Origin of the sequence: Moorella glycerini, from assembly GCF_009735625.1 — a bacterium.
Lineage (GTDB): Bacteria > Bacillota > DSM-521 > Neomoorellales > Neomoorellaceae > Neomoorella > Neomoorella glycerini.
In genome coordinates this window covers 3,029,765-3,051,215 of sequence record NZ_CP046244.1, presented here as the reverse complement: position 1 = coordinate 3,051,215, position 21,451 = coordinate 3,029,765, and the positions used below count along the sequence as shown (strand labels likewise).

General features: G+C 54.9%; 23 protein-coding genes. 21 read left to right on the top strand and 2 right to left on the bottom strand.

The window, feature by feature from the left end; all coding sequences use genetic code 11:
* The first annotated feature begins 4 nt into the window (after nucleotides 1-4).
* The 17 genes from tatC to safA all read left to right on the top strand — a co-directional run bounded on the left by tatC (nucleotide 5) and on the right by safA (nucleotide 16,160).
* Entirely contained in the window at nucleotides 5-748 is a 744-nt protein-coding gene (gene tatC / locus MGLY_RS15255; RefSeq protein WP_156275245.1) for a twin-arginine translocase subunit TatC, read from the top strand.
* Between the two features lie 48 nt (nucleotides 749-796).
* Nucleotides 797-1,018, top strand: a complete 222-nt coding sequence (locus MGLY_RS15250) for a Sec-independent protein translocase subunit TatA/TatB (protein WP_156275243.1) — start codon at nucleotides 797-799, stop codon at nucleotides 1,016-1,018.
* A 127-nt stretch (nucleotides 1,019-1,145) separates the two neighbouring features.
* On the top strand, nucleotides 1,146-2,366 hold the full coding sequence (gene hydF, locus MGLY_RS15245; protein WP_156276528.1) for a [FeFe] hydrogenase H-cluster maturation GTPase HydF: 1,221 nt from the start codon (nucleotides 1,146-1,148) through the stop codon (nucleotides 2,364-2,366).
* A 25-nt stretch (nucleotides 2,367-2,391) separates the two neighbouring features.
* Nucleotides 2,392-3,051, top strand: coding sequence for a YkgJ family cysteine cluster protein (locus tag MGLY_RS15240; RefSeq protein WP_156275240.1), 660 nt, complete (start codon nucleotides 2,392-2,394; stop codon nucleotides 3,049-3,051).
* 168 nt (nucleotides 3,052-3,219) lie between these two features.
* Nucleotides 3,220-3,633: a methylglyoxal synthase gene (locus MGLY_RS15235; protein ID WP_156275238.1), complete on the top strand. Its 414-nt coding sequence runs from the start codon at nucleotides 3,220-3,222 to the stop codon at nucleotides 3,631-3,633.
* Between the two features lie 90 nt (nucleotides 3,634-3,723).
* Entirely contained in the window at nucleotides 3,724-4,035 is a 312-nt protein-coding gene (locus MGLY_RS15230; protein WP_156275236.1) for a DUF6951 family protein, read from the top strand.
* Nucleotides 4,036-4,226: 191 nt separating this feature from the next.
* On the top strand, nucleotides 4,227-5,660 hold the full coding sequence (locus tag MGLY_RS15225) for an aspartate ammonia-lyase (RefSeq protein ID WP_156275234.1): 1,434 nt from the start codon (nucleotides 4,227-4,229) through the stop codon (nucleotides 5,658-5,660).
* Nucleotides 5,661-5,740: 80 nt separating this feature from the next.
* Nucleotides 5,741-6,466, top strand: coding sequence for an N-acetylmuramoyl-L-alanine amidase (locus MGLY_RS18335; protein WP_156275228.1), 726 nt, complete (start codon nucleotides 5,741-5,743; stop codon nucleotides 6,464-6,466).
* A 137-nt stretch (nucleotides 6,467-6,603) separates the two neighbouring features.
* Nucleotides 6,604-7,365 (top strand): GntR family transcriptional regulator, encoded by a 762-nt coding sequence (locus MGLY_RS15215; RefSeq protein WP_156275226.1) that lies wholly within the window; start codon nucleotides 6,604-6,606, stop codon nucleotides 7,363-7,365.
* 110 nt (nucleotides 7,366-7,475) lie between these two features.
* Nucleotides 7,476-8,534, top strand: a complete 1,059-nt coding sequence (locus MGLY_RS15210) for a BMP family ABC transporter substrate-binding protein (RefSeq protein ID WP_211661929.1) — start codon at nucleotides 7,476-7,478, stop codon at nucleotides 8,532-8,534.
* A 31-nt stretch (nucleotides 8,535-8,565) separates the two neighbouring features.
* Nucleotides 8,566-10,104 carry an ABC transporter ATP-binding protein gene (locus MGLY_RS15205; RefSeq protein WP_156275224.1) on the top strand — a complete coding sequence of 513 codons (1,539 nt, stop codon included), beginning with the start codon at nucleotides 8,566-8,568 and terminating at the stop codon, nucleotides 10,102-10,104.
* Entirely contained in the window at nucleotides 10,097-11,155 is a 1,059-nt protein-coding gene (locus MGLY_RS15200) for an ABC transporter permease (RefSeq protein WP_156275220.1), read from the top strand. The genes MGLY_RS15205 and MGLY_RS15200 overlap by 8 nt, the downstream gene beginning before the upstream one ends.
* Nucleotides 11,152-12,072 carry an ABC transporter permease gene (locus tag MGLY_RS15195; RefSeq protein ID WP_156275218.1) on the top strand — a complete coding sequence of 307 codons (921 nt, stop codon included), beginning with the start codon at nucleotides 11,152-11,154 and terminating at the stop codon, nucleotides 12,070-12,072. The genes MGLY_RS15200 and MGLY_RS15195 overlap by 4 nt, the downstream gene beginning before the upstream one ends.
* Nucleotides 12,073-12,105: 33 nt before the next feature.
* Nucleotides 12,106-12,888 (top strand): nucleoside phosphorylase, encoded by a 783-nt coding sequence (locus MGLY_RS15190; RefSeq protein ID WP_156275216.1) that lies wholly within the window; start codon nucleotides 12,106-12,108, stop codon nucleotides 12,886-12,888.
* Between the two features lie 18 nt (nucleotides 12,889-12,906).
* A complete protein-coding gene (deoC, locus tag MGLY_RS15185; protein WP_156276524.1) occupies nucleotides 12,907-13,734 on the top strand; it encodes a deoxyribose-phosphate aldolase in 828 nt (275 codons plus the stop codon).
* Nucleotides 13,718-15,121: an 8-oxoguanine deaminase gene (locus tag MGLY_RS15180; RefSeq protein WP_211661927.1), complete on the top strand. Its 1,404-nt coding sequence runs from the start codon at nucleotides 13,718-13,720 to the stop codon at nucleotides 15,119-15,121. Before deoC ends, MGLY_RS15180 begins: the two co-directional genes overlap by 17 nt.
* Nucleotides 15,122-15,233: 112 nt before the next feature.
* Nucleotides 15,234-16,160 (top strand): SafA/ExsA family spore coat assembly protein, encoded by a 927-nt coding sequence (gene safA, locus MGLY_RS15175; RefSeq protein WP_156275214.1) that lies wholly within the window; start codon nucleotides 15,234-15,236, stop codon nucleotides 16,158-16,160.
* Between the two features lie 2 nt (nucleotides 16,161-16,162).
* Here the strand turns inward: safA and MGLY_RS15170 are convergent, their stop codons facing one another.
* Nucleotides 16,163-17,149, bottom strand: a complete 987-nt coding sequence (locus MGLY_RS15170; protein WP_156275212.1) for a hypothetical protein — start codon at nucleotides 17,147-17,149, stop codon at nucleotides 16,163-16,165.
* 179 nt (nucleotides 17,150-17,328) lie between these two features.
* On the opposite strand from MGLY_RS15170, the gene MGLY_RS15165 reads away from it, so the two are divergent.
* Nucleotides 17,329-17,952, top strand: a complete 624-nt coding sequence (locus tag MGLY_RS15165; RefSeq protein ID WP_156275209.1) for a hypothetical protein — start codon at nucleotides 17,329-17,331, stop codon at nucleotides 17,950-17,952.
* A 23-nt stretch (nucleotides 17,953-17,975) separates the two neighbouring features.
* On the opposite strand, the gene MGLY_RS15160 is transcribed toward MGLY_RS15165, so the two are convergent.
* Entirely contained in the window at nucleotides 17,976-19,661 is a 1,686-nt protein-coding gene (locus MGLY_RS15160) for a hypothetical protein (RefSeq protein WP_156275207.1), read from the bottom strand.
* Nucleotides 19,662-19,793: 132 nt separating this feature from the next.
* Between MGLY_RS15160 and MGLY_RS15155 the strand changes: the two genes are divergently transcribed.
* From MGLY_RS15155 to MGLY_RS15145, 3 genes are all read left to right on the top strand, one after another.
* Entirely contained in the window at nucleotides 19,794-20,072 is a 279-nt protein-coding gene (locus tag MGLY_RS15155; protein ID WP_156275205.1) for a hypothetical protein, read from the top strand.
* Nucleotides 20,073-20,141: 69 nt separating this feature from the next.
* On the top strand, nucleotides 20,142-20,444 hold the full coding sequence (locus MGLY_RS15150) for a heavy-metal-associated domain-containing protein (protein WP_156275203.1): 303 nt from the start codon (nucleotides 20,142-20,144) through the stop codon (nucleotides 20,442-20,444).
* 67 nt (nucleotides 20,445-20,511) lie between these two features.
* Complete coding sequence (locus MGLY_RS15145) at nucleotides 20,512-21,324, top strand: M55 family metallopeptidase (RefSeq protein ID WP_156275201.1); 813 nt, start codon at nucleotides 20,512-20,514, stop codon at nucleotides 21,322-21,324.
* The last annotated feature ends 127 nt before the right edge of the window (nucleotides 21,325-21,451 follow it).

Genomic DNA, 21,451 nt, shown 5'->3' with positions numbered 1-21,451 from the left:
AGCGATGGAAGATAAGTCTATGACCCTGACGGAGCACCTGGAAGCTTTGCGACGGGTACTGCTGGTATGTATTATCGCTCTGGTGATCGCAACTATCGCTGTTTATTTTGGCTTCCGGGACCAGTTGCTGGTTTTAATCATGCGGCCCATTAAGGCCGTAGGCATCAACCCTGTCTTTATCACCCCGTGGGAGGCCTTCTTTACCACGATAAAAATTTGTTTCGTGGCAGCTATCTTCCTGGCTCTACCGGTGATCCTCTGGGAGGTCTGGAGCTTTATCCTGCCGGCCCTGCACAGCCATGAACGGCGCCTGGTTTATATGTTGATGCCGGCCTCGATAGTGCTCTTTGCGGCGGGAATAGTCTTCGGTTACCTGGTGGTTTTCCCGGCGGCCCTCCGCTTTTTACTGGTAACTGCCAGCGAAGGCTTTACGCCACTGATTACCATATCGAAATACTTTAGTTTCCTGACCATGTTTGTATTACCTTTCGGGGCCGTCTTCCAGCTGCCTTTAGTAATTATGCTTCTGACCTATTTGGGTTTGGTTACTCCTAAATTTTTGGCTAAAAACCGTAAATATGCCATCTTGCTCATCTTTATCGTGGCTGCCATTGTAACACCAACTCCGGATATAGTTTCCCAGACCTTGATGGCCCTGCCTATGGTGGTACTTTATGAAGCAAGCATCTGGATATCCTTCCTGGTACGCCGTCGTAGAGAAGAAAAAGCCAGGGAAGAAGGTATTTAAACTTTTGCGGGAAAGGTGTAAAATTAAAATAAGCAGGAGGTGAGAAGCATGTTCGGTTTGGGAGCCCCTGAATTAATTTTGATTTTAGTCCTGGCGTTGATTATTTTTGGCCCCGGCAAGCTACCCGAGGTGGGCCGCGCCCTGGGTAAGGGCATCAGGGAGTTTAAGAATGCTACTAATTCCGTAACTGAAGAAATCAAGGAAGCGGCCAGAATAGATGACGGCGACAGCAGTGCCAATAAAGAGAAGGCCGCCAAACAGGCCAGTTAAAGGGTGGTAAGCTACGGGAGATAAACTCCCGTTTTTTTCTGGCAAAATTCCCCGGCCGGCGCCTGAAAGAATACATAATTTCTTTAGAGCGCAGCTTGTTTTTGCTTTACTGCGAGGTGAGGTGGCTTTGGAAACAACACCGCGGGGTAACCGCCTGCATATTGCTATCTTTGGCCGCCGCAATGCCGGCAAGTCCAGTTTAATCAACGCCTTGACCAACCAGGAACTGGCCGTAGTCTCCAGCGTTCCTGGCACGACTACCGACCCGGTCCTTAAATCCATGGAAATTTTACCCCTGGGTCCCGTCGTGCTCATCGACACGGCCGGAATTGACGACGTGGGCGAACTGGGCGCTTTAAGGGTCAAAAAGACCATGGAAGTCCTGCGGCGCACTGACCTGGCCATCCTGGTCCTGGACCCGGCAGCCGGGGTTGGACCTTACGAACTGGAACTCTGGCAGCGACTAAAGGAACAAAACCTGCCCCTGGTGATAGTTTTAAATAAAATCGACCGGGGCGGCCGGGAACTATTGCCGGACCTGGAAAAAACCCTGGGACAGCGGGTCCTGCCGGTTAGCGCCCTGACTCGCCAGGGGATCGAAGAATTGAAGGGGGAGCTGATTAAAGCTGCTCCTACCGACTTTGAGGAGCCTTATATTGTTGCCGACCTGGTGGGGCCCGGAGAAATGGCCGTCCTGGTGGTACCCATCGACCTGGCGGCACCGAAAGGGCGCCTGATCCTGCCCCAGGTACAGACACTGCGGGACTTGCTGGATCACGATGCCATGGGCCTGGTGGTAAAAGAGCGGGAACTGAAGCTGGCCCTGGCGAAGATCCCGCCCCCCAAGATTGTTATTACCGATTCCCAGGCTTTCTTGAAGGTGGCGGCCGACACGCCGCCCGGCGTCTGGATGACTTCCTTTTCCATTTTATTTGCCCGCTATAAAGGCGACTTGGTGGAGCTGGTACGGGGCGCCAAGGCCGTTAAAAATTTGCAGCCGGGGGACAGGGTTCTCATTGCTGAGGCCTGTACCCACCACCGCCAGGCTGATGACATCGGTAAAGTGCAGATACCCCGCTGGCTGCGCCAGTACGTGGGTGGTGAGTTACAGTTTTCCTGGTATTCCGGCACTGGCTACCCGGAAGATGTGGCTAGTTACAAGGTGATAATTCACTGCGGCGCCTGCATGATCAACCGCCGGGAAATGCTCTACCGCATCCAGCTGGCCAAAGAAGCCGGCGTACCAATAGTTAATTACGGCGTCCTCCTGGCCTTTATCCACGGCGTCCTGGAACGGGCCCTGGAGCCCTTCCCCCTGGCCCTGATGGAATGGCGGGAAGAAGAGTAAAATATAATTGGCAGGAGGTTGTCAATTGCTCGCAAGGCAAGGACAGAACCCCGTCCAGGTGCGTTACTGGCAGGTCAACGGCAGGCGGGGTTATGACCTCCGGATTGTATCTCCTGAGGCCAGCGTTGCTGATTATATTACCGCCGTAGAAGGACTGGACCCGGCCCTCCTATACCGGCCCTATACCAACGGCCCTTGCCCGGGGTGCGATCACTGCTGCGGCGGGCGCCTGCCCCTGACCAGCATTGACCTGCAGGTATTGCAACAGGGTCTGGAGGAACTTACTGGTAAAAGGTTTTCCCTGCCGGAAATGCTGGAGGAGTACTGCCAGGTCCACGTGAAGGGGCGGGCGGTAGATATTACTTTGCGGACTGACGCCGAAGGTTACTGTATTTTTTTAGAACCGTACCGGCGTCGTTGCCGCCTCTACAAATACCGTCCTCTCATCTGCCGCACCTATTTTTGCTGCCCCCTCACCCGGCGGGCCAGGATTTTACGGGAAACCATTGTCAACCGCGGGGAAGATGAACTGGTGCGTTACTGGCTTTCTTTGCAGCTGGCTGTACCGCCAGGAGTGCATCGTCATGATTGGCCGCCGACCCCTTTCGCCGGTTGCCTGAGTTATGCTGAAGTACCCTTGAAGCTCCTTTGCCCGCCGGAACTATGGCGGCAGCTTCGCCAGTAGAAATACCAGGCAAAATTTATATATAGCAAAAGGAGAAAAGAGATTTTTAGCGAATAGATTTAACTATATTTAGCCCGAAAATAGCTCTATTTTCATGGAGGGGTGTGTCTTGCTGGCATGGCTGGGTATACACGTACCCAGAAAAGAGCGTTAAAACGGGGGATATTAATGCGCATCGCTCTCATAGCCCACGACCGCATGAAAGATGACCTGGTCAATTTTGTTGACCAGCATAAACATATCTTTGCCCGCCACCGCCTGGTAGCCACCGGGACCACAGGTACCAGGATTATGGAACGTACCGGGCTGAAGGTACACCGGCTCATGTCCGGTCCCCTGGGGGGAGACCAGCAAATGGGTTCCCTGGTGGCCAAAAAACGCCTGGACCTGGTAATTTTCCTGCGGGATCCCCTGACGCCCCAGCCCCATGAGCCGGATATCAGCGCCCTCCTGCGCATTTGTGACGTCCACAATGTACCGGCGGCCACGAACCTGGCTACGGCAGCTATCTTTCTCGAGTATTTGACAGGCAGGACAGAACACTTACGCACCATTAAAGAGTCACCGGTAGAAGAAGGATAAGATAGTGGATTGGCATCTGTTTAAAGCGAGCGATCTGGTCCGAGCGGCCGGGTAGCAAAATTTATTTTTCCAGTAGAAAGGAGTTCCCCCATGGCTAAAGTAACTGTAGCATCCGGCATCTGTGGTTTTACTACCGAAATTCTGGCTGAAGCACCGGATATGTTTTCCTGTAACCTGACCATCAATACTACCTGTCCCAACATCCAGAAGATTGCTGCCGCCCTGGATACCATAAATCCCCTGGACGAGATTAGCTTTAAGGGCAACAGCCGCCTGCGGGAGCTATTTTTCCAGCACTGCCCCCACGCCGCCTGTCCCGTGCTGCCGGGTATGGTCAAGGCCGTGGAAGTAGCCGCCGGCCTGGCCCTGCCCCTGGATGCCCATATCTACGTCCAGAAATAATCCTGGGCCCCATGTTGGTGTAGCCGGCAATAGGTACTTGCTAATGAACGCTGGCCTGTACTTCCAGGGCGACTGGCATTTTTTTAGCCAATCGCTTTTTAGTTGCCCGTATTTGCCGGCCGTGCGCATTTTGCTACAATAGAGTCTGATAGAGTTCTGATAGAGTCCAGAGTCCAGAGGAAGGGAACGCTATGTCTACCCGCCAGGAACATGATCTCCTGGGGACCAGGGAAGTGCCAGCCGATGCTTATTACGGCCTCCACACCTTGAGGGCGGCGGAGAATTTCCGCGTCAGCCGGCATCAAGTCCACCCGGAGCTCATTAAAGCCCTGGCCACCGTCAAGGAAGCGGCCGCCCGGGCCAACCTCGACCTGGGCTACCTGCCCCGGGAAAAGGGAGAAGCCATTATCGCCGCCTGCCAGGAAGTAGCCCGGGGGGAACTGGCCGGACAGTTCTTCCTCGACGCCTTCCAGGGCGGGGCCGGTACTTCGACCAATATGAACGTTAATGAAGTAATCGCCAACCGCGCCCTGGAAATCCTGGGACTTCCAAGGGGTGATTATACCACCATCCACCCCAACGACCACGTCAACCTGCACCAGTCCACCAACGATGTCTACCCTACCGCCATGCGGATAGCGGCCATCCGCCTTTTACTACCCCTGGCCGAGGAACTGGCCAGGCTCCAGGAGGCCCTCCAGGAAAAGGAGGCTGCCTTTGCCGGGATACTTAAAATCGGCCGTACTGAATTCCAGGATGCCGTTCCGGTAACCCTGGGACAGGAATTCGGTGCCTATGCCCAGGCCGTAGCCCGGGACCGCTGGCGGCTGTACAAGGTCGAGGAGCGCCTGCGCCAGGTGAACCTGGGCGGCACAGCCACCGGCACCGGCCTCAACGCCCCCCTGAAATACATTTACCTGGTCAATGATTATTTAAGGCGCCTGACGGGGCTGGGCCTGGCCCGGGCGGAAAACATGATCGATGGCACCCAGAACATGGATGTCTTTGTGGAAGTTTCCGGTCTTATGAAGGCCGCCGCCGTAACCATGCATAAAATTGCCGGCGACCTGCGTTTCCTTTCTGCCGGTCCCAGGGGCGGGCCGGCGGAAATCAACCTGCCTCCCCGGCAGGCCGGCTCTTCCATCATGCCCGGCAAGGTGAACCCGGTGATCCCGGAAATGGTCAACCAGGTGGCTATGCAGGTCATGGCCAACGATATGGTAATCGCCATGGCTGCCAGCCAGGGCCACCTGGAGCTCAATGCCTTTGCGCCCCTCATCGCCCACGCCCTGCTGGAATCCCTGGAAATGCTGGCGGCAGCGGCCCGGATTTTCCGCACGGAATGTATCAGCGGTATAACAGCCAACGCCGGGCGCTGCCGGGAAGTGCTGGAGCAGAGTCCCGTCCTGGTGACGGCTTTGCTGCCCTATCTCGGTTACGAAAAAGCCACCGAGGTGGTACTGGAAGCAGAAGCTTCCGACCGCTCGATTAGAGAAATCCTGTTAGAAAAAGGTTTTTTGACGCAGGACGAACTGGAAAGTATCTTGACCCCGGCCGCTATGACGAAACCCGGTACCTTGAAGCCGGTAAATAGACGGCAACAGGATCCGGAGGCGCGTAATTAGCAATTTACGTTGCTGGTCAGGTTTCACCCCCGGAGCTTAAGATCACGTTAAAGCATATCTTAAGAACGGGGGTGGTTTTGATGTCCAAAATTGGCATTGATCCCGGTCATGGCGGCAGTGACCCCGGGGCCGTTGCCGCCAGCGGCCTCCAGGAAAAGGCCGTTACCCTGGCCGTGGGCCTGGTTTTGCAGCAGTTGCTCCAGGAGGCAGGTGTGGCAGTGGTGATGTCCCGGACAGGCGACCAGGACGTTTCCCTGGCAGACAGGGCGGCTCTCTTCAACCGGGAACAGGTAGACCTCGTCATCAGCCTGCACGTCAACAGCGCCGGTACACCGGAGCCCAACTACGCCAGCACCTTTATCCTGGCACCCGGAGGCCAGGCTGAAAAGCTCGCCCGCTTGATCCAGGCCGAAGTGGTGGCGGCCACCGGCTGGCCTGACGGGGGTGTCCGCCAGGCGAATTTCTATATCCTGCGGGAAACCGCTGCTCCTGCAGTCCTGGTGGAAATGGGTTTTATCAGCAACCCGGACACGGCGGCTCAACTGGCCACGCCCGCAGTACAGCAAGCCCTGGCCCGGGCCATTTTTCGCGGCCTGGCCGCCTACCTGGGCCTGCAGCCGGACGCGCCCCGTGAGCCCCGCGATATCCGCGGTCACTGGGCGGAGGCGGCTATTCGCCAGGTCATGGCAGCCGGGATTATGAGCGGCTACCCGGACGGCACCTTCCGGCCCGACCAGGCTGCCACCCGTGCCGAAGTAGCTGTGGCTTTGGCCAACCTGCTATCCAAGCTGAAATTGACCGGGTAAGTCGTTTTTCTCAAAAAGGCCGGAAAAGGCCGGGGGTGCCCCCGGCTTTTTCAATTAAAAAAATTTATTTCGGGCGGCAGGATTTTTAGCCTGGCTGGAGAATCATCTTATTATAAAATCCTCTGAGGAGTTAACCTATGGCCGGCTGGCAACATGGGCGCCGCGTGAAAAAATCCACGGCGGTCCAGGAAGCATTAGAAATCATCCGCGAAATGATCACTTCACCGGAAGTCGAGGAAGACCTGCGCCTGCCCTCGGAAGAGGAACTGGCGCTCCGCCTGGGGATCAGCCGCTTAACGGTGCGGGAGGCCCTTACGGTACTGGAGCGGGAAGGAGTTATAGCGCGCATCCAGGGGCGGGGAACAATTGTCAACCGTTTCGCCCGCCGCCTGACCAGCCGTATTGATTCGGCCAGGGAAATCGGCAAGTTTATCGCGGAAAACGGTTATGCCGTAGGCGTAGATAGCGTCAAGTACTGGTGGCAGGCAGCGACGGCCCGGGAAGCCGAAAAGCTGGCTATAAGTGAAGGCGAGGAAATTCTGGTTGTAGAAAAGCGGTTCCTGGCGGATGGGAACCCGGCGGCCTTTTGCATCGACCGCGTACCTAAAAAACTATTTTGCGACCTTGACTTCAGTACCGCCGACCTGTCACAGGCCATTTTCCCCTTCATCGAAACTCGTTGCCAGTGCCACCTGACCCACGACGTCATTGAAATTATACCGACAGTGGCGGACGTGAAGCTGTCCCGATGTTTGCATGTCAAAGAGGGAGCACCCCTCTTGCGGCTGGATGCTGTAGAGTACGACCTGGAGGGCAGGCCGGTCATGTACAATACCGAATACTATCTTGATCATTTCGTTAGATTTACCTTATGTCGTATAGTGTCTTATATGACTTAATTTGGCCTGCCATGCTAGCAAAAAGTGGAGGTGGGAAAGGCGCGAAACAGGATGCGACTTTTAGAAAAGCTGTTAGATGACGGAAATTACTAAGGAGGTAGAAAAAGGAAATGAAACGCATCACTCGTATCTTAAGCATTTTAACGGTGGTCCTCATCCTATTTACCCTGGCGGCCTGCGGACAAAGTAAAAAAGAGGCGCCGGGGCAGGGTGCCGCACCGGCCCAGGAGCAGGCCGGCCAGGCAAAAAAAGTGAAGGTGGGCCTGCTCACCGGCGTGGCAGGCCTGGGTGACAAATCTTTCAACGACCTGGCCTATGAAGGAGCAAAGAAAGCAGAAAAGGATCTTTCTATCCAGTTAAAAGTAGTCGAACCCCCCGACCTGGCCTCGACGGAAGGCCTGTTAAGGGACCTGGCCAAAGCGGGCAACGACCTGGTTATCGGCGTGGGTTTTGACATGAAAGATCCTATGGATAAAGTGGCGGCGGAATTCCCCAATACCAAATTCGCTATTGTCGATGCCACTGTAGATAAACCCAATGTGGCTTCCCTGGTTTTTAAAGAGCATGAAGGTTCCTTCCTGGTGGGTGCCCTGGCCGGGATGATGACGAAAACTAACAAAATCGGCGCCATACCGGCTATGGATATCCCCTTCTTGAACAGGTTTACCAGGGCCTATGAACAGGGTGCGAAGTACGTAAACCCGAAGGTCCAGGTGATAGTCCAGCCTATCGGCTCCGACTTCAGCGCCTTTAATGACCCGGCCAAAGCCAAAAGCATTGCCCTTGCCATGTACAACCAGGGTGTCGATATTATTTATCATGCTGCCGGCGGTTCCGGGGCCGGCTTGTTCGAAGCTGCCAAAGAAGCTAAAAAATACGCCATTGGCTGCAATTCCGACCAGGATTATATGGCCGAGGGCCTGATCCTGACTTCAATGATGAAGAGGGTGGATGTAGCCGTATATAACACCATCAAAAAGGTTGTGGATGGCAGCTTTAGTGGCGGTGTCAATGTTTTTGGCGTGGCGAACGACGGCATCGGCGTGAGTGAAATGAAGTATACCAGGGACCTTATTGGCGCGGAAAAGATTAAGAAGCTCGATGAGCTGAAAAAAGGGATTATCGACGGTTCTATCAAAGTAATCGACGTCCTGGAAACGCAGAAATAGAATACCTTACGCAACCGGGTGGTGGAAGGCCATGGGCGAGTACAGCCTGGTGATCAGGGGCCTGAAGAAGTATTTCGGCCATGTTAAGGCCAATGACGGGATAGACTTGATGGTAAAAACAGGAACCATCCACGCCCTGGTAGGCGAGAACGGCGCCGGTAAGACCACCCTGGTCAAGTGCCTCTTTGGCCTTCACCAGCCGGACGCAGGCGAGATTTATCTCTGGGGGGAGCGGCTGCACGTCGCCTCCCCCCAGGAAGCCCTGGCCAGGGGTATCGGTATGGTCCACCAGCACTTTATGCTGGCAGAGTCCTTGACCGCCCTGGAAAATATCATCCTGGGAGCCGAACCCGGTAAAGGGATTGGATTGGCTTACGGGGACAGCAAAAAAAGGTTGCAGGAACTCTGCGCCCGCTACGGGTTAGAAATAGATCTTGACGCCACGGTAAGCGACCTGCCGGTAGGATTACAACAGCGCCTGGAAATTATAAAAGTCCTTTACCGCGGGGCCCGGTTAATCATCCTGGATGAGCCTACAGCGGTGCTGACACCCCAGGAAACAGAGCGCCTGTTCACCATCTTGCGGGACTTTAAACGGGATGGCCGGACGGTAATTTTCATCACCCATAAACTGGCCGAAGTAATGGCCGTGGCAGACGAAGTAACGGTAATTCGTGATGGGAAAACAGCCGGCTCCTGGCCGGTGGAACAGGTAAACGAAAAACAGCTGGCCCGGGCCATGGTGGGCCGGGAAGTAAAGCTGGAAGTAGAGAAGGAAAAAGGCCGGCCGGGTCATCCCGTCCTGGAAATAACAGGTCTCAGGGTGGGCAGCGTTAACGGGGATCAAAGCATCCAGGATATTTCCTTCACTATAAGAGCCGGCGAGATTTTCGGGGTTATCGGCGTAGCCGGTAACGGGCAGGACGCCCTGGTAGAGGGGATTTTAGGACTGCGGCCTGTGACTGCGGGCGAGATTAAATTTTTAGGGGAAAGAGTGACCAATTATCCTACGTCCCTGCTGCGAAATAAGGGTTTATGCTGCATCCCCGGCGACCGCTTGAAGGAAGGCCTGGTACGTGAGTTTAGCGTCTGGGAAAATGCCATCCTCGGTTTTCAACACGCCTACCCGGTAAAGCAGGGCCTTTTTTTATCCCGGCAAAAAATTAAAACCCGGGCCCACCAGGTAGTAGAAAATTTCGGCGTCAAAATACCGGACCTGGAAGCCCCTATTACCCATCTATCCGGGGGTAACCAGCAGAAGCTCATCATTGGCCGCGAGCTCCACTCTTCTCCCCGCCTGATCATTGCTGTACAGCCGACCCGCGGGGTAGACATTGGGGCCATTGAATTCATCTACCAGGTCCTGCTGGAACGGCGCCGGCAGGGGGCGGGTATTCTGCTGGTGTCCAATGAGCTGGAAGAAGTTCTTTCCCTCGCGGACCGTATTGGCATCATCCACCGGGGCCGGTTTATGGCCGTTGGGGAGCCAGGACAGTTTAGCCGGGAAGAAATTGGCCTCATGATGGCCGGCCTTCCCGCCGGTAGCAGGGGAGGTGAACTGGTTGACTAAGAGCAGGCCGGGACTATGGCTGCAGGTACTTCCTTCTTTACTGGCCGTTGCAGCCGCCCTACTGGTAGGGGCGCTGATCATCCTGGCCATCGGAGAAAATCCCGTGGCGGCTTATGCTGCCATGGTAAAGGGGGCCTTTGGCAGCGTCGCAGCCTGGGCAGATACCCTGCAGCGTGCGACGCCATATATCCTGGGGGCGCTGGCCTTTTTAATTGCGGCTAAAGCCGGGCTTTTTAATATCGGCATTGAAGGCCAGATGTATATGGGGGGTATGGTGGCAGCTATAATTGGCTTTTCTATCCCTCACCTGCCCGCGGTTTTGCACCTGTCGCTGGCCCTTTTGGGAGCCATGTTGGCCGGGCTGGTATGGTCCCTGATACCGGGCTGGCTCAAGGTAAAATCCGGCGTCCACGAAGTTATCTCGACCATTATGCTAAACTATGTGGCCTACGCGGCTACCGGCTACCTTACGGTGCACGTTTTTCACGAACCCGGGGTAGTGGCCCAGACTTTTAAAATAAAACCGGCGGCCATCTTGCCCTGTTTACTGCCGCCATCCAGGCTCAATGCCGGTTTCTTGCTGGCCCTGGTCATAGCATTGGTCCTGTGGATTTTCCTTTTTTACACCCCCTGGGGCTATAACCTGCGGGTAACCGGTTTAAGCCTGCCGGCGGCCAGGTATGCCGGGATCCGGAGCCGGCAGGTAATCTTTGGCGCCATGCTAGCCAGCGGTGCCATCGGCGGCCTTATGGGTGCAGAACGTATTCTCGGTGTATATGAAAGATTCATCCATGCTTTTTCGCCGGGTTATGGTTTTACGGCTATAGCCGTAGCCCTTCTGGGCCAGAACCATCCCCTGGGCATAATTCCGGCGGCCATCCTCTTTGGTGCCCTGGAAAGCGGGAGTTCGAGCATGTCTTTGCAGGTAAACGTACCCCGTGAACTGGGCATGATGCTGCAAGCCGTTATTATTGTCTTCGTAGCGGCCCAGGCTTTTATTAAATACTGGCTCAGCGGCCCGGCCAGGAGGGGAGGAAGGAGCGACCAGTGAGCCTTCTTATATCGGCGAGTATCATTCAAATTACGCTGCTTATAGCCACCCCCCTCTTTATCGGCGCCCTGGGCGGCCTATTTTGCGAGCGGGTCGGGGTGGTGAATGTCGGCCTTGATGGGATCATGCTGGCCGGCGCTTTCACGGCAGCCGTCGTTTCTTATTATAGCCAGTCTGCCCTCCTGGGAGTCCTGGCGGCAGTGCTGGCCGGCGCCCTCCTTGGCGTCCTGCACGCTTTTATTTGTGTGGGCCTGAAAACCGATCATGTCGTTAGCGGCGTGGCCATAAATATTTTGGCAAGCAGCACTACTGTCTTTTTGTTGCAGCTTTTCTTTGGCAACAAAGGCCAGTCACCTTCGTGCCCCAAAATAGGGGTGCTTGGAACCGGTATGGCGCATATACCCCTTCTCGGCCCCCTGCTGCAAAATATGAGCTATTTAACCCTGGCCGGCCTGGTGCTGGTGATTATTTCCCATTTGTTTTTATACCATACCAAGATGGGTTTGCGCCTGCGTGCCGTCGGTGAAAATCCCTACGCCGCCCAGTCCCTGGGTGTACCGGTAGTCAAATATATGTACGGGGGCGTGATCCTTGGATGCGCCCTGGCCGGCCTGGCCGGTGCCTTTCTGTCGGTGGGTATGCTCAACGTCTTTACCAAGAACATGACTGCCGGCCGCGGTTTCATCGCCCTGGCGGCCATGATTTTCGGGCGCTGGACACCATTCGGCTCACTCCTTGCTTCCCTGTTTTTCGGCTACGTTATGGCCTGGCAAATTAACGCCCAGGGATGGCAGGTGCCGGCCCAGCTGGTAGAGGCCATACCTTACCTGGCCACCCTGCTGGTCCTGGCCTTTGTTTCCAGGCGCGCCCGCGGTCCGGCACATACCGGCAAAATTTATATCGCCGGCCGTCATTGAACCTGGCTATAGGATTTTAAGGAGGAGTAACTAATGGGCCCTATCAATAAAGGAGAAGTCACCCTGGGAAAAATCCAGTACCATCTGCGACTAAAACCGGGCGATGTAGGTAAATACGTTCTTTTGCCGGGCGACCCGGCCCGGAGCGACCGGGTGGCTAAATATTTAGAAGAACCGCAGCTAATGGCCCATAACCGTGAGTACCGGACTTTTACCGGATACTACAAAGGTATAAAGGTAAGTGTTACTTCCACGGGTATAGGTTGTCCTTCGGCGGCAATCGCAGTAGAAGAACTGGCTAATATCGGGGCGGAAGTATTCATCCGTATTGGTAGTTCTGCCGCCCTGCAACCCGGCATCGCCCTTGGGGACCTGCTCATCTCCTGCGGTTCCATGAAGAATGAAGGCACTTCGCGCTTTTATGTGCCAGACGTTTTTCCGGCCGTTCCGGATATTGAATTTACCAGCACGCTCATTGCCACAGCGCGCCGGCTGCAGACCGAGCTGGATTTTGGCCTCCACGTAGGCATCTGCGCCTCCGACGACAGTTTTTACGGCGAAACCCCGGAATGGATTGAAAAATTGTCCCGCCTGGGCGTAATCAATGTGGAGATGGAAAGCTCAGCCATCTTTACGGTGGCTTACCTGCGCCGTTGCAAGGCAGCCAGCATCTGTGCCGTTTCCGGGAACTTGGTCACGGGTGAGGTCATCTATGAAACGGAGAATACGCGGCTGGTTGAAGGTTGGGAAAAGGAAATCAAGGTGGTCTTGGAGGCCATCTACGCTTATGAAAGGCAACGCCAGGCGCAGGCTTAGAGTGGGAAGAAGGTGTTAATGGTGCAGGCAGATTTTCGCGCGTTGTATGCGCTGGCCCTGAAAGAACTTAAGCAAAATTTGCCAGAAGGCAACTGGGAGCCATACCCGGCCGGGCCGGTCTCCACCGTCGACTTCGACCAGCAAGAAGGGGATGTGCGGCAGTTAATAGATCATACGGCTTTAAAACCGGAGACCACGGGGGCAGTCATTGAACAGCTTTGCCGGGAAGCCATAGAGCACAATTTCCACAGCGTTTGTGTGCCACCCTGCCGGGTGGAACTGGCCGCAAGATGCCTGCGCGGCCGGGGGATAAAGGTCTGTACCGTAATCGGCTTTCCCCATGGCAGCGCTTCTAAACTGGTAAAGGTCACAGAAGCTGTCGAGGCCGCGGCCAGGGGCGCTGCCGAGGTCGATATGGTATTAAACCTGGGTGCCCTTAAAGAACGCAACCTGCGGGCGGTCGGGGAAGAAATCCAGGCCGTAAAGGAAGGCATAGGACAGGAAAGGATACTGAAGGTTATCCTGGAGACCGCTCTCCTGGATGATGTAGAAAAAATCCTGGCAGCTTTAATCGCCGTAAAATACGGGGCCGATTTTGTCAAGACTTCCACCGGCTTCGCCGGTGGGGGAGCGACGGCAAATGACGTGCGGCTGCTACGCCGGACGGTGGGAAAGGACGTGGGCGTAAAGGCTTCCGGAGGCATTCGCGATCTGGAGACGGCCCTGGCCATGGTCCGTGCCGGGGCCAACCGCATCGGGACCAGTTCCGGCATCCGTATTGCCGGGGAACTGGCGGCACGCCGGGGAGAGGGAATGGGGGCATCCGGGTTTGGCCCTGCTGATTAAAAACGCCGACTGGATAATAACTATGGATAGCGAGGGCCGCCGTTACCGGCGGGCTGATGTTTTAATCGAGGGGTCGGCAATTAAGGCCATCGGCTGCAATCTGCCCGCCGGCGAGGGCGACGAAATTATTAATGCCCAAGGTAAAGTTGTCTTGCCCGGGCTGATCAATACCCATCACCACCTCTACCAGACCCTGACCCGCAATATCCCGGCCACCCAGGATCTGCCCCTTTTCCCCTGGCTGGTGACCCTTTACGAGATCTGGCGTGAACTGACGCCGGAAGCAGTTCGCCTGGGAGCTCTGGTAGGATTGGGGGAATTGCTGAAGACAGGCTGTACCTGCTCCGGCGATCATCACTACGTCTTTCCCCGCGGGCAGGGGAATGAACTTATTGATATTGAAATCCAGGCGGCAAGGGAACTGGGGATCCGCTTCCATGCCACCCGGGGCAGCATGTCCTTGGGCAAAAGCCGGGGTGGCCTGCCACCGGATGAGGTAGTGCAAGCAGAAGACGAGATACTGGCTGACAGCGAGCGCCTGATCCGGCAGTACCATGAGACTGGTCCCTTCGCCATGTGCCGGGTTGCCCTGGCCCCCTGTTCCCCCTTTTCAGTAAGCCCCGAACTGATGCGTGATAGTGCCGCCCTGGCGCGCCGGTACGGGGTCATGCTCCACACCCATCTGGCCGAAACCCGGGATGAAGAACGCTTCTGCAAAGAGAAATTCGGCCGGCGTCCGGTGGAGTATATGGCTGAGCAGGGCTGGCTGGGACCCGATGTGTGGTTTGCCCATGCCATACATTTAAACGACGCCGAGGTGGCCCTGCTGGGCGAGACAAAAAGCGGGGTTGCCCATTGCCCGGTATCCAATATGAAGCTGGCCTCCGGTGTCTGCCGGGTAAAGGACTTGCTGTCTGCCGGGGCGCGGGTGGGCCTGGCCGTCGATGGCAGCGCCAGCAATGATTCCTCTAATATGTGGAACGAAATGCGCATCGCCTATCTCTTGCAAAAACTGGCTTACGGTAATGACGGCCTGACGGCCGAGGAAGTCTTGCGCCTGGCCACTACTGGCGGTGCCCGGGTTCTGGGCCGTGAAGATATAGGTTATCTGGCGCCGGGAATGGCGGCAGACCTGATCCTGGTTAACTTTGAGGAACTGGGGTTTGCCGGGGGCCAGCATGACCCGGTAGCGGCTATTATTACCTGCGGCGACAGCCAGGTGGTGGATACCACCATTGTTAACGGTGAGGTCGTAGTCCGGGAAGGCCGGCTGTTGAAGGTTGATGAAACTGAAATTGTTCGCCAGGCCAACCGGATATCAAGGGAGATGCTGTCCCGCGCCGGGAGGCGTACAGGTACCAATTATTATGCTTACCCAAAACGGTAGCCACCCGCATAATTTAGCGCCCCCGTAGGGGCGCTTTTTTAGTCACCAGTAAACGGCTGGTTTCATACCTTATACTAGCAAAGCATGCCTTCAAGGAAAGGAGACCGGCCTTATGAGCGACGAAAGCAAGATAGCGGAAGCAACCGCGGGCGAGGCGGCAGCCCAGCACCTGGTACCCCCGTGCCCTCACGGCTTCCACTATACCGTCAAAAGCGGTGACACCATGTATCTTATTGCCCGCCATTTCGGCGTACCTCTGGAAGAACTTATTGCTGCCAATCCCCAGGTGCAAGATCCCAATCTCATTTATCCCGGCCAGGTACTATGCATCCCCAGAAAAATGCCTGTACCCTGCCCCGGTGGTTTCCATTATACCGTCCAACCGGGCGATTCCATGTATTCCATTGCCCAGAAATTTAATGTCAGCCTGGATGCCTTGATAGCTGCCAACCCCCAGGTACGGGATCCCAACCTGATTTATCCTGGACAGGTGCTCTGCGTTCCGGTCAGGCCCGCCATGCCCTGCCCCGACGGTTTCATCTATATCGTCAGGCACGGTGATACTTTAAGCAGCATTGCCCGCAAGTTCGGTACTACAGTGGATCACATCCTGACGGCTAACCCGCAAATTACCGATCCCAATTTGATTTATCCCGGCCAGCGCATTTGCATTCCCATCATGCCTCCCGTAATGCCCCGGCGCCACTGCTTTATGATGCATCCCACCCATCATTGTCCTGGCGCCATGGGTATGGGTATGATTGATATAGAAAAACGGGAATTGCTGGTTGTTGCCCGGGGGCTTCCTGATCCCAGGCATTTCGGTATGGAGCATGTCGTTTTAATGGTTCGCTACCGGGAAATGGAAGAGTTCAGGGTTGTTGAAATGAGGCCCATGGCCCAGGATATGATGATGGCCCCTCATATGATGGATGCTGAGATGGATAAAGACCCTGTTTTGTTAATTGGCGCAGCCCGCAGGTTCCCCTTTGTCTTTGGTCCTTTATTCCTGGGTGTCGTGGTGCCTATTATTATCTAAAATCATTGCTTAAAAGGAGTATTCCTGCTGCTGGAATTTACAAAGACAGCCCTGCATAAAGAAAAAAGGGGCTCAAAATTGATTACCAGGGGCCAATCCGGCTCCAGGCCACTAATCTTGGTGAAAGCTACCTGCCCGGTCGAGGGGCCCTCTGGCCCCTCGACGGCTTTAATCCGGGCCGGAAAAAAGAAATAGGCGCTCTGGGGTGGTGACCAGGTACTGCCGCCATCCTGGGAGAAGCAAAAGGCCAGGCGGTTGCTGGAGGTCCAGAGGAAAAGTAAGGTTTTTTCCTTAGCCAGGAGTACCGGCCGGTCATCGGGAAAATCAACTATTGTTCCCGGGCAGAGCCTCAACGAGGTGTTTTTTTCCGGGTCGACTATGTGTAAATAAAGCAAGTAGTCCTTTTCCTGCCTGTGCCAGGACAACAGGTAAAGATATCCCTGAAACCAGTAAGCATAAATTTTATTACCAGGTTCTACGCCGGTAAGGGGACGGGGCACCTGCCAGCCCGTGGCAGGATCAAAAATTGTTAAAAATAACAGCTGCCTTCCCCTGGATACATCATGACCGGCAAAAAAAAGCCGGCCACGGAGCAGGGGTTTAAATAGTAAGGGAGGAGCCGTAAGATTAAAAGGTAAAAACTGCCTTTGCCAGCGGTTACCAGCCAGGTAGAGGTGGACAATTGCCGGTCTGTAGGATTCCTCTAATAAGAGGTGCGGTTGCCTGCGGGAATCGAGGACAAAGCCCAGGACGGAACCCTTTACCGGCAACTCCATACTTTCCCAGCGGTGACCCTGCCAGCGGGCATAAATTAACCGTTTATTAAGCAATGTTGCCACTATATGTAAACGACCGGCAGGATCAATAACGGCAGTACAGGCGCTCAAACCTGCCATGGGCTCACCGGTAGCGGTATAACTATAGTGTAATATGCCCTGGCGCAAAACTAACTGCCAGCTATCACCTGGTGTAGCTAAATAATTTACCATGGCCGTCACCTCCCTGGACCAGGGCTACCTAACTAATGCATATGCTGTCCTGGCAGGAAAAATATAATTTTGATTGTCAGGAATAAATTATGTTTTCCCGGTAACATCTATCCGTTGAGGTCAATATTATATACCAGGCATTAACCAGAAATTTTTGTTCCAAGGAGGTAGGTCTAAACATGGCTGAAGAAGTGAGCGCCAAGCAGGCAGTCGTTGGTCCCGGCCAGTGCCCGCCAGAAGGGTGTCCGCCCCCGACCCGTATCGAGTGTATTGTAGTTGACAAGGTTTATGATAGTTGTTTCCAGGTGGAAAGCCGTACCCGGGATACAACAGTAACAACGGGTCTCACTGGTGAGTTTGTCACCGGTACTTTTACCGTCGGGCAGGCCATTCCCTGTGCCCTGAATGGGACCATTTCCTGCAGCGTGATTAACCGGGTACCAACTACCGGCAATTTTGCTACTTTAACCATTGTCGTCTCTGTTCCAATAACCCTGACCAACCCCAATGCTCCAACTGAAACTGCCAATCGTGTCTTTACCTTTACCAAAGTAGTCACCCTCTGCGCTCCTGAAGGAGTAACCGTAGATTGCTCCGAGAGCACCTTGCTTTTCTGCAACTGCGTTGTCTCGGCCGTAGGTGTCGGTAACATCACCGTTACCTGTGATTTCCAGGTATGCGTCGTCATTAAGACCATCCTTTCCGTCCAGCTCCTGGTGCCCAGCTACGGCTTCTGCGTGCCGGCTCCTTGCACTGTGGCTCCCGGCGTCTGCCCGCCGGCGCCACCGGCCCAGTGTTTCTAGAAGGCAGGAAGTACGAAGCACCGTCAAATTGACGGTGCTTCGCCGTTCAGGGGTTCCCCGGGTTGTTCCGGGGCCAGGATGGCAGCACTCAAATTTTTGAGCTCCGCCAGAGTGCTATCATTTTTTCCGGTTTCCTGGGTTACCGTACCCGTCCTGATCATATCTGTCCTGGCTGCTCCTGGCTGAGGGGCCTGCCGGGCAGCGAGGCTGGCCATAACCGTATTCGCTCCGGTAGAGGACAGATAATTACGCCATTGTTCTCCTGTCAGAAAAGTGCTCTGGAGGGGCAGCGGTGCCATACGTTCCAGTACTTCCTGGGGAAAGATGGCAGGAGCAAGGCTGGCTTCCAGGGGCCGTTTAAAGATAAACACCGGCCCGTCACCGGGAGGGGAAAAGGGATTGCCCCGGTGACGGCCTTTACCCTGCCGGGCATCATGGATCTTCCCGGAGGGTGCCGGCGGAAAAACCTGGCTGCTGGAAACTGGATCCTTTGCCGCCGTTGCCCCCTGGTTGACGTTCCTTTCCGGTGGCAGGAGCTTGTTTTGGGGTGATATCATTGCTTGCTCCACTACCTCGCCTCGCCCCTGTACTTTACCCTGCACCGGCAATCCAGCCTGCACCTGCATTTCGCTTTTGCCGGGTATAGATACCTCACGTATAGATACCTCATCCAGGATCGTTGTAGCTTCTGTCTCTGTTTCCTCTCCAGGATCCGTTGTAGCCCCTGCCTCTGTTATCTTTCCCCCCGTCTCTCCCCGGGCCGCGCCCCCTGTGGTTTCTGCTCCTGCGTCCCTCTTTTCTCCGGTCTTAACAGGGTTCTCTCCCGGCCCGGCCGGCGTCATAGTTGCCGGTTCCCCTTCCGGAGGCGCAGTTTCCTTCTTTTCCTGGTTTGTTGCGGGAACCCGGTACTGTGGTTCCCTTGTTGTAATGGCCGGGCTTTCCGCAGCCAAAACCTCGCCTTGTCCAGGTATTGTCTTGCTTTCCCGGGGATTGCTTCCTTCAGGTAGCCCGGGTAGTAAACAGGCATCCCGGAAGCGCTGCAACAGGGATTGCAGCTTAAAAATAGTTTCTTCATTAAGGGGCTTCTGGAAATACCACGTTAAACCACCAACCAGCCACGTCGTTATGTTGTGAATAATTTCCGGGTCCAGATGAACCTGGCAAAATTCAATTAAGACCGATGGTACTTCTGTATTATTTAAGAGGCGGCGGTAATGGAAGTTTTTAAAATGCTCCCAGGCTCCGGGGATGGCATAACTCAGAGGACTTCCTGAACGGAGCATGGCCTGTACCAGGGCGGCGATTAGTCCCAGGCTTTCCTCACGTCTTTTGGGTGCGTAAAAAAAGCGTAAAGCCGCTTCTGGACCGGTAGTTTCCTTTTGCGAGAAGGCAAAAAGGACCTGGGTCTGCCAGAGCCGGAAAAGCTGCCCGTCGCTAGCCGTCGCCGGAACAATTAAAACATTGGACCCCCGTCCCTGCAACTCCTGGCTTAAGGTAGTTAGCAGGGCCTTCAAAGTTTGATCCTGGCCGGGCAGAGGGCGTAAAACAACCGTCTTATTAGCCAGGGGCGGCTCCAGGATAAAGTTTTCTTCTCCATCTTCCAAGAAACTTACACCTAAACTGCGGCACAGGACCGGGAGCAAGGCTTTACTGAAAGCATCAAGCTCCCATGATGTTAAGATAATATCCCCCAGAAGAACTTTAGCCATCTTTCACCCCTCATTTCATCAAATCACTTATTACAGCATATGTTGATGAAGGGTGGAATGGACCTAAAAACAGGCGGCAAAAGGTGAGTTGATGCATAGAATATAGGGCAGGGCTCTGGAGGTGGAAGGGACATGGAACCAAAGGTAAGAATGTGGATTGACGCCCGCCAGGAAAAACTGCAACCCTGCCGGGAGGAGGCAGTTACCTACATCATACCTCATCTTGAGAGTCCGGTCATCAGGGAAACAGTCTATTATACCCTGGCTGCTCTGGTAAAGGAGATCCAGTTGCCCCAGCAGGGCCAGGTCAATATGGTGAAAATAATCTATGACCCGGAAAGGATTACACCTTCTTTTATAGACTATTTGTTACAGCAAAGGGGGGTTGAGTTCCGGCGACTGAGTCCCTGAGGGGAAAACGGGTGAGCAGGATGCTCATCAGCAATTAAAAGTTAAATATGGTAAAAGGAGGTTAAATAGATGAGCTGGTACAGCCAGCGGGCCGCAGAAATTCTGGCCGGGCAACAGTGGCAAAATTTGCGTTATGGTTACACCCCTGAGCTCCGGCAGGTAACCATGACCCTGATTGTAAGCGACATGCGTACCGGGGAAGATGCCAAAAAAATCAGTAATGCCCTGGGCAGCCTGCCGGGTGTAATTAGCGTCAATGTTGTCCTCGAACGTCGCTGGGTGGTGATTACCTATTATTTGCCCCAGATAAGCCTGGAAATAATTGGTCAGCATATCACCAAACTCGGTTACCATTATATCCATAAATCATGAAGGAGTTGTTCTTAGGGCCGGTCAGGCCCTTTTGACATTTACCCGTCATAAGGGAGGAATGGCAGGGATGCGGGTTTACATATCCGCCGATATGGAAGGCGTGGCCGGGATAACTGCCTGGGAACAGGTGGAAACCATAGGTGGGGTGGAATACGCACGCTCCCAGAGACTAATGACGGCTGAAGTCAATGCCGCCATCCGTGGCGCCCTTGAAGCCGGGGCTACCAGCGTAACCGTCAATGACGCCCACGGCAGGATGCGTAACATCCCGCCGGAAGACCTGCACCCCGGGGCCCAGCTCATCAGCGGCACACCGAAAAAACTGGGTATGATGGAGGGTATAGACAGGGGCTTTGCTGTAGCCTGTTTCATAGGTTATCATGCCCGGGCCGGCAGCCATGGCGTCCTGGCCCACACCTACAGCGACGTAGTCCACCGCCTGGAGGTTAATGGACAGGAAATGGGGGAACTGGGCCTGAATGCCCTGCTGGCCGGCTATTTCGGTGTCCCGGTGGTCCTGGTGAGCGGCGACCAGGTCCTGGCCGGTGAAGTAAGGAAAATCCTTGAAGGAGTAGAAGCCGTTATTGTTAAAGAAGCAGTTAATTTCCACGCCGCCAGGTCGCTCCCGCCCCGGCTGGCCAGGGAAAAAATCCGCCTGGGACTGGTCCGGGCCCTCAGCAGGAAAAGCTTTCAACCCCTTGCGGCACCGGCCCCGGCAACGGTAACGATTAAATTTAACGACCCGGCCCGGGCGGCGGCAGCAGCTATCCTGCCCCGCAGCCGGTTCCTCGATGCCGCTACCGTAACTTACACGGGAGCCGATTACCTGGAAGCCTACCAGGCAGCAAGGAGCCTCATTACCCTGGCCAAAAGCAGCTAATACCGGGACAGGGTTTTCCCGGCGTTCCGAAAACGGAGTAAATTAAGGTAGCGGTAAGATATCTTTAATTTTAAGTAAAAACATCTATCCACTTGCCGGAAATAAGGTATAATGAAGGTATATAGAG